Annotated in this window: 14 protein-coding genes; 10 read left to right on the top strand and 4 right to left on the bottom strand. The window is 70.2% G+C overall.

The window, feature by feature from the left end; genetic code table 11:
* Window positions 1-35 precede the first annotated feature (35 nt).
* Genes cobO through AC3B5T_RS17305 form a run of 3 tightly spaced genes read left to right on the top strand, consistent with a single transcriptional unit; the run spans window position 36 to window position 3735 of the window.
* Window positions 36-653: a cob(I)yrinic acid a,c-diamide adenosyltransferase gene (cobO, locus tag AC3B5T_RS17295; protein WP_010841465.1), complete on the top strand. Its 618-nt coding sequence runs from the start codon at window positions 36-38 to the stop codon at window positions 651-653.
* Window positions 647-2122, top strand: a complete 1476-nt coding sequence (locus AC3B5T_RS17300) for a cobyrinic acid a,c-diamide synthase CobB (protein ID WP_055474804.1) — start codon at window positions 647-649, stop codon at window positions 2120-2122. Before cobO ends, AC3B5T_RS17300 begins: the two co-directional genes overlap by 7 nt.
* Window positions 2122-3735: a GAF domain-containing sensor histidine kinase gene (locus AC3B5T_RS17305; protein WP_055474805.1), complete on the top strand. Its 1614-nt coding sequence runs from the start codon at window positions 2122-2124 to the stop codon at window positions 3733-3735. Before AC3B5T_RS17300 ends, AC3B5T_RS17305 begins: the two co-directional genes overlap by 1 nt.
* 1 nt (window position 3736) lies before the next feature.
* Here the strand turns inward: AC3B5T_RS17305 and AC3B5T_RS17310 are convergent, their stop codons facing one another.
* Window positions 3737-4426 carry a response regulator gene (locus AC3B5T_RS17310; RefSeq protein ID WP_010841462.1) on the bottom strand — a complete coding sequence of 230 codons (690 nt, stop codon included), beginning with the start codon at window positions 4424-4426 and terminating at the stop codon, window positions 3737-3739.
* Window positions 4427-4566: 140 nt separating this feature from the next.
* Here AC3B5T_RS17310 and AC3B5T_RS17315 point away from each other — a divergent pair, with 140 nt between their 5' ends.
* From AC3B5T_RS17315 to AC3B5T_RS17330, 4 genes are all read left to right on the top strand, one after another.
* Window positions 4567-5574, top strand: a complete 1008-nt coding sequence (locus AC3B5T_RS17315; RefSeq protein WP_055474806.1) for an acyl-ACP desaturase — start codon at window positions 4567-4569, stop codon at window positions 5572-5574.
* A gap of 63 nt (window positions 5575-5637) precedes the next feature.
* On the top strand, window positions 5638-6930 hold the full coding sequence (gene cobA, locus AC3B5T_RS17320; protein WP_231632640.1) for a uroporphyrinogen-III C-methyltransferase: 1293 nt from the start codon (window positions 5638-5640) through the stop codon (window positions 6928-6930).
* Window positions 6931-7000: 70 nt separating this feature from the next.
* On the top strand, window positions 7001-8551 hold the full coding sequence (locus tag AC3B5T_RS17325) for a DHA2 family efflux MFS transporter permease subunit (RefSeq protein WP_055474807.1): 1551 nt from the start codon (window positions 7001-7003) through the stop codon (window positions 8549-8551).
* 30 nt (window positions 8552-8581) lie between these two features.
* Window positions 8582-9121 carry a pyridoxamine 5'-phosphate oxidase family protein gene (locus tag AC3B5T_RS17330; protein ID WP_010841458.1) on the top strand — a complete coding sequence of 180 codons (540 nt, stop codon included), beginning with the start codon at window positions 8582-8584 and terminating at the stop codon, window positions 9119-9121.
* A 22-nt stretch (window positions 9122-9143) separates the two neighbouring features.
* Here the strand turns inward: AC3B5T_RS17330 and yaaA are convergent, their stop codons facing one another.
* Window positions 9144-9926, bottom strand: coding sequence for a peroxide stress protein YaaA (yaaA, locus tag AC3B5T_RS17335; protein ID WP_014926502.1), 783 nt, complete (start codon window positions 9924-9926; stop codon window positions 9144-9146).
* Here yaaA and AC3B5T_RS17340 point away from each other — a divergent pair.
* A complete protein-coding gene (locus AC3B5T_RS17340; protein WP_055474831.1) occupies window positions 9925-11655 on the top strand; it encodes a proline--tRNA ligase in 1731 nt (576 codons plus the stop codon). The two genes, yaaA and AC3B5T_RS17340, sit on opposite strands and share 2 nt — an antisense overlap.
* Before the next feature lie 36 nt (window positions 11656-11691).
* On the opposite strand, the gene AC3B5T_RS17345 is transcribed toward AC3B5T_RS17340, so the two are convergent.
* On the bottom strand, window positions 11692-12177 hold the full coding sequence (locus tag AC3B5T_RS17345; protein ID WP_055474808.1) for a ferritin-like domain-containing protein: 486 nt from the start codon (window positions 12175-12177) through the stop codon (window positions 11692-11694).
* Complete coding sequence (locus tag AC3B5T_RS17350) at window positions 12174-12737, bottom strand: hypothetical protein (RefSeq protein ID WP_055474809.1); 564 nt, start codon at window positions 12735-12737, stop codon at window positions 12174-12176. Before AC3B5T_RS17350 ends, AC3B5T_RS17345 begins: the two co-directional genes overlap by 4 nt.
* Window positions 12738-12833: 96 nt before the next feature.
* Between AC3B5T_RS17350 and rimP the strand changes: the two genes are divergently transcribed.
* Both rimP and nusA read left to right on the top strand, forming a co-directional pair.
* Window positions 12834-13430 (top strand): ribosome maturation factor RimP, encoded by a 597-nt coding sequence (gene rimP / locus AC3B5T_RS17355; RefSeq protein ID WP_055474810.1) that lies wholly within the window; start codon window positions 12834-12836, stop codon window positions 13428-13430.
* 29 nt (window positions 13431-13459) lie between these two features.
* Entirely contained in the window at window positions 13460-14470 is a 1011-nt protein-coding gene (gene nusA, locus AC3B5T_RS17360; protein WP_010841452.1) for a transcription termination factor NusA, read from the top strand.
* The last annotated feature ends 12 nt before the right edge of the window (window positions 14471-14482 follow it).

Below are 14482 nucleotides of genomic sequence, written 5' to 3' on the forward strand. Positions count from 1 at the left end.
CCGCCCACCACCCGCAACCGGCAAGGAGAAGTCGAGTGCCCCAGGGAGTTCCGGTCAGCATCCCCGATGACGGGCTGACGACGCGACAGCGCCGCAACCAGCCCGTCCTGGCGGTGCACACCGGCGACGGCAAGGGCAAGTCGACCGCTGCGTTCGGCATGGCGATGCGCGCGTGGAACGCGGGCATGCGGGTCGCGGTGTTCCAATTCGTCAAGAGCGCGAAATGGAAGGTCGGGGAGGAGTCGACGATGCTCGCCCTCGACCGGGTCCACGCCGAGACCGGCGCCGGTGGACCGGTGGAATGGCACAAGATGGGCCAGGGCTGGTCGTGGCTGCGCGCCAACTCCGACCACGACGACGACCACGCCGCCGCCGCACAGGCCGGGTGGGCCGAGATCGCCCGCCGCCTCGATGCCGGTGAACACGACTTCTACGTCCTCGACGAGTTCACCTACCCGCTGCACTGGGGATGGGTCGACACCGCCGAGGTCGTCGACACCCTCGCGCGGCGCCCCGGACGCCAGCACGTGGTGATCACCGGCCGGCGTGCGCCGGCCGAACTCGTCGACGCCGCCGATCTCGTCACCGAGATGCGCAAGATCGCCCACCCGATGGACGCGGGCCGCAAGGGGCAGAAGGGGATCGAATGGTGAACTCCGCCGGCGGTTCGACGCCGGCCGTCGTGATCGCCGCACCGTCGTCCGGTAGCGGCAAGACGACCGTGACCACCGGCCTCATCGGTGCACTGCGGGCAGCCGGGCACCGGGTGGCCCCGTTCAAGGTCGGTCCCGACTACATCGATCCCGGCTACCACGCGGTGGCCGCGGGACGTCCCGGGCGCAACCTCGACCCGAATCTGGTGGGCGCCGAACGCATCGCGCCGCTGTTCGCCCATGGCGCGGCGGGTGCGGACATCGCGGTCGTCGAGGGCGTGATGGGCCTGTTCGACGGTCGCATCGTCGACCACGACAACGGCAGCTCCGACGACGGCGGCATCGGGGCCGGGTCCCTCGGCGTGGGCTCCACCGCGCACGTCGCGTCGATCATCGGCGCGCCGGTGATCCTCGTCGTCGACGCCGCCGGGCACAGCCAGTCACTGGCCGCGGTGCTGCACGGATTCCTGTCCTATGACCCCTCGGTGTCGATCGCGGGCGTCATCCTCAACCGGGTCGGCTCGCCCCGTCACGAAATGGTGCTGAGACAGGCCGCCGCCCGGGTCGGACTGCCGGTTCTCGGCGTGCTGCGTCGTCACCCGTCGCTGACCGTGCCCTCCCGCCACCTTGGCCTGATCCCGGCTGCCGAACGCAATGCCGACGCGGTCGCGGCGGTGGACGCGATGACCGCACACCTGCGCGGCGCCCTCGACCTGCCGGCCATCGTGGCCGCCGCCCGCGCACGATCGGTGCCCGATGCGACGGCGTGGTCGGCGTCGGAAGCCGTTGCGCCCCATCGCCGTACCGCGACGACCGAGTCGCCGGTCATCGCCGTCGCCGGGGGAGCGGCGTTCACCTTCGGCTACGCCGAGCACGCCGAGATGCTGACCGCCGCCGGTGCGCGCGTCGTCGTGTTCGACCCGCTCGTCGATCGGCTGCCCGCGGATGCGGGCGGCGTCGTGATCGGCGGTGGCTTCCCGGAGGAACACGCCGAGGCGCTGGCCGCCAACGAACTCCTGCGCGCCGACCTCCGTGCGCATGCCGCGGCGGGTCGTCCGATCCACGCCGAATGCGCGGGCCTGCTGTACCTGTGCGCCCAGCTGGACGGGCACCCGATGAGCGGCGTCCTCGACATCCCCGGCCACTTCGGCCCCACCCTGACCCTCGGCTATCGCGACGCCGTCGCCGTGAGCGACTCGGTCCTCTTCCGGACCGGCGAACGCGTGACGGGCCACGAGTTCCACCGCAGCGGGGTGGGCGACGGCGCGCACGCACCCGCCTGGGCGTGGCGGGATGCCTCGGGCCGGGCATCGAGGCACGGGGTCACGACGGCGTCGGTGCACGCCTCGTATCTGCATCTGCATCCGGCCTCGATCCCGGAGGCGCTGTGCCGCTTCGTATCCCGGGCCGCCGAGGTGGCGCCGGCACTGTCCTCCGACCGGGCCGGTGACACCGCCGGGGCGTCGTGATGCTCGACCACCGGCTCCGCGAGACCCTCGACGCGCTCGCCGACCACGGTGCCGACGACCCGGCGTTGCTGCGGGAACTGCTGGAGGCGGTCCTCGTCGTCGGTCAGGGTGTCGAGCTCGACCGGGCGCTGCAGCGCATCGTCGAGGTCGCGGCCGGTCTGGTGGACGCCCAGTACGGCGCCCTCGGAGTGCGCGGTCCCGACGGCGGACTGAGTGAGTTCGTGCACATCGGGATCACCGACGCCCAGCGGGCGACCATGGGACATCTGCCGGTCGGACGCGGGGTACTGGGGCTGCTCATCGACGAACCCCGCCTGCACCGCATCCACGACCTCGGCGCGCACCCGACCTCGGTCGGCTTCCCGGCCAACCACCCGCCCATGCACACGTTCCTCGGCGCACCGATCATGGTGCGCGGGGAGGTCTTCGGCAGTCTCTACCTGACCGAGAAGCGGTCCGCGGAGGACTTCTCCGAGGTCGACGAGACCGTTGTCGCGGTACTCGCGGTCGCCGCCGGTATCGCCGTCGACAACGCGGGCCTCTTCGAGCGGGCCCGCACCCGGCATCGCTGGATGCAGGTCCTCGCCCGGCGTGGGTCGGAGCCGCTGGCCGGAATCGCACTGTCGGACACCATGTCCCGCATGTGCGCGGATGTCGCCGACCTGGTCGGCGCCGTCGATGTCTACCTGTTCACCGAGCTGGCCGGGGAGGTGGAACTGCGCGGTCACACCGGGGAGCCGGTGGAGGTCGACACCTTCATCGCGCCGGATGCCACGTCTCTACGGGTGCAGCGCTCCGGGCAGATCGCGGAGTCGCTCATCCGGCGTGGCGCCCGCTGGACCTCGGTGCAGCCACTGCAACGCGCGTCGGGCGCGTTCGGCTGGATGCTGATCACGCACCGCAATCGCCCGTACTGGGACGACGAGGAGATCGCCGGTCTCGCCGGTGTGGCCGAGGTCGCCTCGCTGGCGGTGGTCTACGCCGAACAGCAGCAGATCGCCCGCGATCTCGAGGTGCTCGAGGACCGGCACCGGATCGCCCGAGACCTGCACGATCACGTGATACAACGACTCTTCGCGGTCGGCATGTCGGTGCAGACGCTGCTCGCCGGGACCACCGATCCCGCCGCCGCCACAGCGCGCCTCGAGCAGATCATGACCGACCTGGACCGCACGATCGCGCAGATCCGCACCTCGATCTTCGATCTGCAGACGGCCTATGGACCCGATGCCGACCCGACGCTGCGACGGCGGGTGATCGACATCGTCTCCGAACTGTCCGGGCACGCGTCGATCTCGCCGAGCGTGGAGTTCGACGGCCCGGTCGACACAGTGGTGCCGGACGCGCTCGGACCGCATATCGACGCGGTCCTGCGGGAGGGATTGAGCAACGCCCTCCGGCACGCGCGGGCCGAGCACATCGCCGTCTCGGTGACCGCCGACGACGTGCTGACCGTCGAGATCAGCGACGACGGCATCGGCATCGGTGCCGACGTCACCTACCGCGGACTGGAGAACCTGACCCGGCGGGCCGAGGACTGCGACGGGACGTTCAGCGTCCTCACGCGCAGGGGCGGGACGACGCTCACCTGGTCGGTGCCCCTCCTCGGATAGCTCAGGCCCTGCCGTCGCGGAGTCTGGTCGCCATCACCGCGACCTGGGTGCGTCGCTGCATGTCCAGCTTGCCCAGGATGCGGGACACGTAGTTCTTGATCGTCTTCTCCGCCAAGAACATCCGCTCGGCGATCTGCCGATTGGTCAGACCCTCGCCGATGAGGGCGAACACCTCGCGCTCCTGATGGGTCAGCTCGGCGAGCGGGTCCTTCTCGGTCTGCTTGCCGTCGCGCAGCTTGGCCAGCAGTGCGGCCGTGGACCGGTCGTCGAGCAGTGACCCACCCCGTCCGACGGTCCGGACCGCGGCGACCAGGTTGTGGCCCAGGATCTGCTTGAGGACGAATCCCGAGGCGCCGGCGAGGACCGCGGCGAGCAGCGCATCGTCGTCGGCGTAGCTCGTCAGCATCAGGCACTTGATCCCGGGTTCGGCGGCGCGCACGTCCCGGCACAGTTCGACGCCGTTGCCGTCGGGCAGCCGGACGTCGAGGACGGCGACGTCGGGTTTGGTCGCCAGGATGCCGACGAGGGCCTCGCCGACCGACGCGGCCTCGCCCACCACCTCGATGTCGTCCGCGGTCCCGAGTAGGTCGCGCAGGCCACGCCGGACGAGTTCGTGGTCGTCGACGAGGTAGGCACGAACCGGGGACGGGGTCGGACCGGTGGTGGGCGAATCCGTCGTGACAGGGGCCATGGGTCTGAAAGTACCGGATCCGGCGGGTCGCCAACTCGCGACGTCGGACCCCATGCAGGCGGGACTTTTGCCTCACGAGCACCACCCGCCCCGTCGCGCAGAGTGAAACGGTACGACCCCAGCCCCGACCAGGAGAGCACGTGACAACCCTCATCGGACCCCCCGACGCCGACCTCGGCAACCCCGGCATGACCGGCTCGGACCTGCTGCGCGAACTGCTGCCGGTGTGCGAGACCGAGGTCGAGCGCCATATAAAGATGACCCGGGACTGGCACCCCCACGACTACGTGCCCTGGGACGACGGCCGCAACTTCGCGGCACTGGGCGGACACGACTGGGAACCCTCGCAATCCCGGCTCTCCGAGGTCGCCAAGGCCGCGATGATCACCAACCTGCTCACCGAGGACAACCTGCCGTCCTACCACCGGGTGATCGCCGACAACTTCACCCTCGACGACGCCTGGGGCTGGTGGGTGGGCCGCTGGACCGCCGAGGAGAACCGCCACTCGATCGTCATGCGGGACTACCTGGTGGTGACCCGTGGCGTCGACCCGGTCGAGCTCGAAGAGATCCGCATGGCGCACATGACGTCCGGATTCAACCCGTTGCCCGACGACGACGGCCAGCGCGACCACAGCTTCGACATGCTGTTCGCGGTCGCCTACGTGAGTTTCCAGGAGCTCGCCACCCGGGTGTCGCACCGCAACACCGGAAAGGCGTGCGGCGACCCGATCGCCGACCGGATGCTGCAACGTGTCGCGGCCGACGAGAACCTGCACATGCTCTTCTACCGCAACATCGTCGCCGGCGCGCTCGACCTCGTCCCCGACCAGACCATGGCCGCCATCCACGCGATCGTGACCAACTTCCAGATGCCCGGCGCGACGATGCCGAACTTCCGGCGCAATGCCGTGCTGATCGCCAAGGGCGGTATCTACGATCTGCCGCAACACATGTCGGATGTCGTCATGCCGGTCCTGCGGAAGTGGCGCATCTTCGAACGCGACGACTTCGGGCCCATCGGTGAGTACTACCGCGAACTCCTCGCGGAGTTCCTGGAGCAGATGGATGTCAAGGTGCGCAAGTTCGAGGAGTCGCGCGAACGCGCCCTGGAACGGCAGCGCGCACGCGAGCAGCGGAGACGGTGACCGACGCCGCTGCAGATCAACCGACGCCGCTGTGGATCAGCGGTCCCGGTAGTGTCAGCTCCCATGTCCGAGCCTGACTCCGCCTCGTCGAATGTCCCGGGGCCCCCGCACGTTCCCGGGCCCGACGCCTTCCCCTCCGGAGAGGGGCACTACCTGGTCGGCCTCGACCTCCGCGGACGCAGGGTCGTCGTGGTGGGTGGTGGGTCCGTCGCCCAGCGACGTCTGCCCAACCTCGTGGCGGCGGGAGCCGACGTCCACGTCGTCGCACTCGACCCGACGCCCGCCGTCGAGTCGTTCCCCGGTATCAGCGTCACCCAGCGTCGCTACGTCGACGGGGATCTGGAGGGCGCCTGGTATGCGATGGCCTGCACCGACGACCCCGCCGTCAACGAGGCGGTGGTCGCCGAGGCCGAGCGCAGGCACACGTTCTGCGTGCGCGCCGACGACGCCCGACACGGCACCGCGGTCACGCCGGCGTCCGGCCGCCACCGCGACGTGCAGTTCGGGGTCCTCGCCGGTGGCGACCACAAGCTGTCGGCAGCGTTGCGCGCCGCGATCAGCCGCGCGCTGGCCGACGGTTCACTGAGCGTCGACGACGCCGCCCCGCATGCCGCGGGCGTGGCCCTCGTCGGTGGCGGACCGGGTGATCCCGACCTCATCACCGTCCGTGGTCAGCGGCTCCTCGCCGAGGCCGATGTGGTGGTCGCCGACCGGCTCGCGCCCCCCGAGCTGCTCGCCGAGCTCGGCCCGCAGGTCGAGATCATCGACGCCGCCAAGGTGCCGTACGGCCGTGCGATGAAGCAGGAGGCCATCAACGACGTCCTGGTCGAGAAGGCGAAGGCGGGCAAGTTCGTCGTCCGTCTCAAGGGGGGAGACCCCTATGTCTACGGGCGGGGCTTCGAAGAACTCCAGGCCTGCGTGGCCGCCGGTGTCCCGGTGACGGTGGTCCCGGGCATCAGCAGCTCGATCGCCGCGCCGGCATCCGCGGGGATCCCGGTCACGCACCGCGGGGTCACGCACGAGATCGTGATCGCCTCCGGTCACGTGCCACCCGGCCACCCCGACTCGCTGATCGACTGGTCGGCGATGGGCAAGCTGCGGGGCACCCTCGTCCTGATGATGGCCGTCGAACGCGTCGAGGTCTTCGCCCGGGCACTGCTCGACGGCGGCCGGCGACCCGACACCCCGGTCGCGATGATCGAGAACGGATCGCTGCCGACGCAGCGGCTGCTGCGCACCGACCTCGCCCACGCCGGCGAGGTCGCCGACGCCGAGGGACTGCGGCCGCCCGCGATCGTGGTCATCGGTGACGTGGCCGCGTTCACCGAGGGAGAGCCTGACGGAATCCGGGCCTGACCGGATCCGAGCCCGACCGAATCAATGGGGATTGGCATGTGCCTGCCATCGGCCGGTACGGTCGTTCTCTATGTCGACTCCCGGATCTGCGCACACCGGAACCGTGAACACTGGAACGGTGGATACCGCGCAGTTCCGTCCGGTCTTCGGTTTGCCGATCCTGGTGCTGTCCGGGATGCAGCTGCTCGTCGTGCTCGACGGCACCGTCGCCGCGCTCGCGCTGCCGAGCATCCGCGACGCCCTCTCGCTGTCGGAGTCGAGCGCCAACTGGGTGATCAGCAGCTACGTCCTGGCATTCGGCGGACTCATGCTCCTCGGCGGCCGGCTCGGCGACACCTTCGGCCGCAAGCGGATGTTCATCGTCGGTGTCGTCGCCTTCACGCTCACGTCGCTGCTCTGTGGCCTGGCCTGGAACGAGGCCAGCCTGCTCGCCGGGCGAGCCCTCCAGGGTGCGTCGGCGGCCATCGCGGCGCCGACCGCGATGGCCCTGGTCGCGACCACCTTCGCACCCGGTAAACCGCGCAGCCAGGCCTTCGCCGTCTACGCGGCCATGACCGGGGTGGGGTCGGTGGCGGGGCTGATCCTCGGCGGTGTGCTGACCGAGCTGTCGTGGCGACTGGTCTTCCTCATCAACGTGCCGATCGGGTTGATCGTCGTCGTCGGAGCATTTGTCGCGCTGCGGGAATCCCAGGGTGAACGACTGCCCCTCGACGTGCCCGGCGCGGTCCTCGGCACGCTCGGCTGCACCCTGCTCGTGCTCGCGGTGAACGAAGGACCCAACGGCTGGACGGCGCCGGTCGTGGTCGGCTCGTTCATCCTCGGCGGCCTCGCCCTGGCCGCGTTCATCGTGGTCGAACGCCGCGCCCGGAACCCGTTGCTGCCGTTCTCGCTCTTCGACAACAGCTCCCGCGTCGCGGCGCTGCTCGCGATCCTGCTGGCCAGCATGATCATGATGTGCATGGCGGTCTTCATCTCGCTGTATCTGCAGGGCATCCTGCAGTATTCGCCGATCCAGAGCGGGCTCGCCGTCGTGCCCTTCGCGTTCGGACTGGGCATCGCCGCGGCGATCGCGTCGAAGCTGGCGCTGATGATCCAGCCGCGATGGCTCGTCCTGGTCGGTGGCGCGGTGATCCTCATCGGCTGTCTGTACGCATCGTCGATCGCGACCGACTCGCCGGACTATTTCCCGAGCATCTTCATCCCGGTCGTCGTCATCGGCTTCGGTGTGGGTCTGGCGGTCATCCCGCTGACCCTGTCCGTGGTGGCCGGCGTGGGTACCACCGAGATCGGCCCGCTGACGGCACTGGCACAGGTCGCGCAGAACCTCGGCGGCGCCGTCGGCCTGGTCGTCGTCGGCGCGATGGTCACCTCCCGCGCGCTGTCGAAGGGTGGCACGACCGCGCCGGTGGAGACGATGAACCCCACACAGCTCGCGGCGCAGGCCGAGGGCTACGGTCTGGCCTTCGCCGCCTGCGCCGGGATCGCCGTCCTCGCCGCGATCGTCGTGCTGTTCATGCGGTTCACGCCCGAGCAGGTCGCCGAGGGGCAGGCCGCGCAGGAAGCCGCCGACGCAGGGGTCGACGCCGAGACGCGCACCCCGGGGCCCGACACCCAGCGATGAGTTGTCGGCGGGAGCACGGTCGGTCCCTTCATGGACGCCAAGAATCTCGCTGAGCTCTACGACATCGACACCCTCGACTGGCAGCCCGTCGCGGCGCGCCTGGCGGCCGGGGTGTCCCAGGCACCCGGCACCGGCGGCCCCGGCCGGCACACGTGGTGGATCGCCACGATCAACTCCGACGGCAGCCCGCACGTCACCGGCATCGGGGCGCTGTGGCATCAGGGGGCGCTGTGGCTCGAGACCGGTCCCACGACCCGGAAGGCGAACAACCTCGCCCGCGACCCGCGCTGCACCCTGTCGGTGGCCCTCGACGTGGCCGATCTCGTCGTCGAGGGTGATGCGCGACGGGTCACCGAGCCCGGCGTAGTCGCAGAACTCGCCGAGCTGTGGGCGAACGACGGGTGGCCGTGCCGCGTCGACGAGTCCGGTATCGCCCTGACCGCGGACTTCAGCGCGCCGTCGGCCGGGCCGCCGCCGTGGTGGGTCTACCGTGTGACGCCGCGTCGGGCGACCGTCCTGCAGACCGTGGAGCCCGGTGGCGCGACCCTGTTCGAGTTCGACGCGCAGTAGCGACGCACGTCCGGGGGCCGGGTCAGTCGGTCAGCACGACGATCCGGTCGGGCGCCTCGATCTCGACCCGCTGCCCGGCATCGGCGAGAACCGCGGCCACACCGTCGATGTCGCGCACGGTGCGTCGCGTACGGACCAGTTCACGAGCCATCAAGCCCTTGTAGTGCTTGTTGAAGTGGCTCACCACCTTGCGCGAGCCGTCCGGCTGTTCGGTCATGACGGTCGCCGTCACCGCACCCCGTACCGGCCCGAGCTGGTGGTAGACACCCGACCGCAGATCCACGACGAAGTCGTCGACGGCGTCGAGTGCGGGGGACAGATCCGGCTTCCACAGCGACGCCAGGGTCGGCAGGCCGGGCAGCTTGGAGCCGCCGGAGAGCCGGTATGCGGGGATCGGATCGGGTGCTCGTACCACGCCGAACAGCGCCGAACCGATCGCCAGCCGGTCGGCCGCCTTCGTCTTGCCCGCCCGGGTGAGCGACCGATGGTCGAGGGCGTCGTAGAGGACGCCGGTGTAGCGCTCGAGCGCCGGCCGGGTCGGGGACAGCCAGAGTTCGGCGTTGCGGTCGACCTCGTCGAGCTGGGTCGCGCCGAGCCCGAGCGCAGTACGACTGGCGTCGAGATCGGCGGCCAGCGCGACGAGGGCCTCGGCGAGCTGTTTGCGGATCGGGTTCAGCTCCGGGAAGGACAGCGTGTCGAGATCCAGGGGAGCCCCGCGGCCGCCGTCGGATTTCGTCTCTGAGGGAGGCAGGATGACGAGCACCGCAACACCATAACTAAGCTGGTTTGTCGTGATCACACGCATGTCGACCCTGTTCCTGCGGACCCTGCGCGACGACCCCGCCGACGCGGAGGTCCCCAGCCACAAGCTGCTGGTCAGAGCCGGCTACATCCGCCGAGTCGCGCCCGGTGTGTACTCGTGGCTGCCGCTCGGTCTACGCGTGCTGAAGGCGATCGAGAACGTCGTCCGCGAGGAGATGAACGCCATCGGCGGCCAGGAGATCCTGCTGCCCGCCCTGCTGCCCCGCGAGCCCTACGACACCACCAACCGCTGGACCGAATACGGCGACTCGCTCTTCCGCCTCAAGGACCGCAAGGGTGCCGACATGCTCCTCGGCCCGACCCATGAGGAACTGTTCGCGACGCTGGTCAAGGGCGAGTACTCGTCGTACAAGGACATGCCGGTCATCCTCTACCAGATCCAGACCAAATACCGCGACGAGGAACGGCCGCGCGCGGGCATCCTCCGCGGACGTGAGTTCGTGATGAAGGACGCCTACTCCTTCGACCTCGACGACGACGGACTCAAGACCGCCTACAACGCGCACCGTGAGGCGTATCAGAAGATCTTCGAGCGGTTGCGGATCGAGTACGTCATCGTCGCCGCGACCTCCGGCGCGATGGGTGGCAGCGCCTCCGAGGAGTTCCTGGCCGAGTCGGCGGTCGGCGAGGACACGTTCGTGCGATGCGTCGAATCCGGCTACGCCGCCAACGTCGAAGCGGTCATCACCCGCGCGCCCGACCCGCTGCCCTACGACGACCTGCCCGCGGCGGTCGTCCACGACACGCCCGGTACCCCGACGATCGACAGCCTGGTCGACTGGGCGAACGCGACGCTCGACGGTCAGTACACCGGCGCCGACACCCTCAAGAACGTGCTCGTGAAACTCCGTGTGCCGGGCGGTGACTGGGAGATCACCGGCATCGGTGTTCCGGGCGATCGCGAAGTCGACTTCAAGCGACTCGAGGCCTCCGTCGAGCCCGCCGAGGTCGAGTTGCTCACCGACGCCGACTTCGCCGCGAACCCGTTCCTGGTCAAGGGGTACATCGGTCCGAAGGCGCTGGCCGAGAACGGAATCCGTTACCTCGTGGATCCGCGCGTGGTCGACGGGACCTCGTGGATCACCGGCGCGGATCAGCCGGGCCGGCACTATGTCGGGCTCGTCGCGGGGCGCGACTTCACCCCTGACGGAACGGTCGAGGCGGCCGAGGTCCGGGACGGCGATCCGTCGCCGGACGGGGCCGGACCGCTGGTGAGCGCCAAGGGCATCGAGATCGGGCACATCTTCCAGCTCGGCCGGAAGTACACCGACGCCTTCGAGGTGGACGTCCTCGGCGAGAGCGGCAAGCCGGTGCGCCTCACGCAGGGTTCCTACGGTGTCGGGGTGTCGCGCCTGGTCGCGGTCATCGCCGAGCAGTCCCACGACGACAAAGGGCTGCGCTGGCCGAAGTCGGTGGCGCCGTTCGCCGTTCACCTCGTCATCGCCAACAAGGACGCCGCCGCCGTCGCGGGTGCCGAGCAGCTCGCCGCCGACCTCGACGCGGCCGGTCTCGAAGTACTCCTCGACGACCGGAAGGCGTCGCCCGGGGTGAAGTTCAAGGACGCCGAACTCCTCGGCATGCCGACCGTCGTGGTCGTCGGCCGCGGATATGCCAACGGCACCATCGAGATCCGGGACCGGTTCACCGGTGAGGCCACCGAGGTCGCCGTCGACGCCGCGGTCGACGCGGTGGTGGGGGCCGCCCGCGCCTGATCGATCAGGCGCACCTGTTCGTTCGGGTCTGCCCGGCTACCCGTTCGCGGGAGACCCCGGGAACGCCACCGTGACCGGGCTCTCCTGGAGGACCACCCGCCACCGGGCGGCGCGCACGGCGCTCTCCGAGAGCCCGTCGACGCCGATCCGGCGTGCGGTCTCGTCGTCGGCCTGCTCGAGCAGGGCGCGATAGGCCACCGTGCAGTCGATCTCGGCGCCGAGTGCCGCGCGGGCCGCGGTGGTCGGGTCGGTGACCTCGACGCCGAGTGTGTAGCCGGCGGCGGCCAGCGGTGGCGTGTTCCCCGCCGCCTCGATCGCCCGCTCGATCTCGTCGCGGCGGGCCCGGTGCGCGTCCGCGTAGTCGGCGACGGTGCGTCGGCGCGATGCGGCGACGAAGGCGGTGATGACGCCGTAGGTGAAGACGGCGGCGTTCTCCGCCTCGGCGGCGACGGCGAGCGGATCGTCGGGATCCGCTTGCTGCTCCGCGGAGTTCGGCGCCGGTGTGTTCAGTGGTGAGGTCATGCCAGTTGCACCTGTCGCATCGATGTGACCGCGGCGGCGACGGAACCCGTCAGCCCGGAGGCGTACCCGCCGGCGGAGAGCGCGACCGCGCGGGCCTGCCCGGCCGCGGCGTCGAGATCGGCGCGTAATCGCGCCAGTGACGGCGGGGCCGACGGGGCGCCCGCCGCCGAGGTCGAGGCGGTGGCCGAGGTGACCGGACGATCGAGGGTCGCGGCGACGTCCTGGTCGAGCCGGATGATCTCCTCGCGGAGTGCGCGTGCGTGCTGGGCGCGTTGGTCGGCCACGACCGAGAGAGCGGTCGCGTAGGCGGGCTCGACGGCGACCAGGGCGCGCGCGGTGCTCTCGTCGGCGTTCGCCGACCGCACCAGGGCCACGAGGGTTTCGGCGAGGAGTGTCTCCGCGGAGGGTGACGACTCGCAACCGGTCAGTCCGACGCCGGCCGCCCCGGCACCGACGACGGCGGCGCCCGCGAGGAGTCCGCCCCGCAACGCGGTGCGCCTGTCGATCGGGTGCCGCACGGTCCGTCGCTCGATCGGGGGCATGCTCACCCGGGACATCATGCCAGCAGTTCTCCGCCCGATCGATCCACTACGATGTTCGGAGCAACGTCGTGCGACACCCGGCACGGCCCGACAACTGAAGACGAGGGGAGTGGCATGCCGATCAGCCCGACGCACGTGAGCGAACTCGTCGAAAAGCTTGTCGCCGAACGGGGATTCGACCTCGAGGCCGTCACGGTGCGCACTCGCGACGGCCAGGAGGAACTGTCGATCGTGGTCGACCGCGACGGCGGTGGCGACCTCGACGTCCTCGCCGGGCTCAGCGCCGAGATCTCCGACCTCCTCGACGCCACTCCCGCATTCGCCGATCTCGCGTACGTGCTCGAGGTGACCTCGCGCGGCGTCGAGAGCCCGCTGACCCTGCCCCGGCACTGGCGCCGCAACACCGGTCGCCGGGTGGTCATCGAGATCGACGGGGACCCGTCATCGGAGGCGCGCACGGTCACCGGCCGCATCGGCAGGCTGCGCGACGATCCGGCACCGGCGGTCGAGGTGGTGGTGAACCACAAGGGGCGGATCGCGGTCGAGTCCGTCGACCTCGAGTCCGTGACCAAGGCCGTGGTGCAGGTGGACTTCTCCCAGCCGAGCGTCCGCGAATTGGAACTGTGCGGACTGGAACCGGACGAGATCGAGCTCCGCCGCGCGCCCGCCGCGGCGCGGCCGCTGAACACCACAAATGAACCCGACAAATGAACACGACAAGTGAATAGGAGACCGACGACATGAACATCGACATCGCCGCCCTGCGCATGATCGAGGCCGACAAGGGCATCTCGATCGAGACCGTCATCACCGCCATCGAGACCGCGTTGCTGACCGCCTACCGGCACACCGACGGATTCGCCCCGCACGCCCGCGTCGACGTCAACCGCAAGACCGGTGCCGTGCGTGTGATGGCGCAGGAGGTCGATCAGGACGGGAACGTCGTCCACGAGTGGGACGACACCCCCGAGGGGTTCGGCCGCATCGCGGCGACCACCGCGCGGCAGGTCATCCTCCAGCGTCTGCGCGACGCGGAGAACGAGAAGAACTTCGGCGACCTCGTCGCCCACGAGGGTGAGATCGTCGGCGGCGTCGTGCAGCAGGACTCGCGTGCCAACGCCCGCGGGATGGTCGTCGTCCAGATCGGCAGCGACGCCAACTCCACCGAGGGCATCATCCCGCCCGCCGAACAGGTGCCCGGCGAGGTCTACACCCACGGCGACCGGATCAAGTGCTACGTCGTCGGTGTCAGCCGCGGAGCACGCGGGCCGCAGATCACCCTGTCGCGGACCCACCCGAACCTGGTGCGCAAGCTGTTCTCGCTCGAGGTGCCCGAGATCGAGGACGGGAGTGTCGAGATCGTCGCCGTGGCGCGCGAGGCAGGCCACCGGTCGAAGATCGCCGTGCACACCGGGGTCTCCGGTCTCAACGCGAAGGGCGCCTGCATCGGGCCGATGGGCCAGCGCGTGCGCAACGTGATGAGCGAGCTCGCCGGCGAGAAGATCGACATCATCGACTTCGACTCCGACCCGGCGGCCTTCGTCGGGAATGCGCTGTCGCCCGCGAAGGTTGTGTCGGTGACGGTCGTCGACGCCGAGCTCAAGGCCGCACGGGTCGTCGTGCCGGATTACCAGCTCTCGCTGGCGATCGGCAAGGAGGGCCAGAACGCCCGGCTCGCCGCCCGGCTGACCGGGTGGCGGATCGACATCCGGTCCGACGCCGCGCCGGCCCCCGAGGCCGGGTCGGAATGACGCGCGCAGCGG

This window comes from Gordonia sp. G4, from assembly GCF_057770005.1.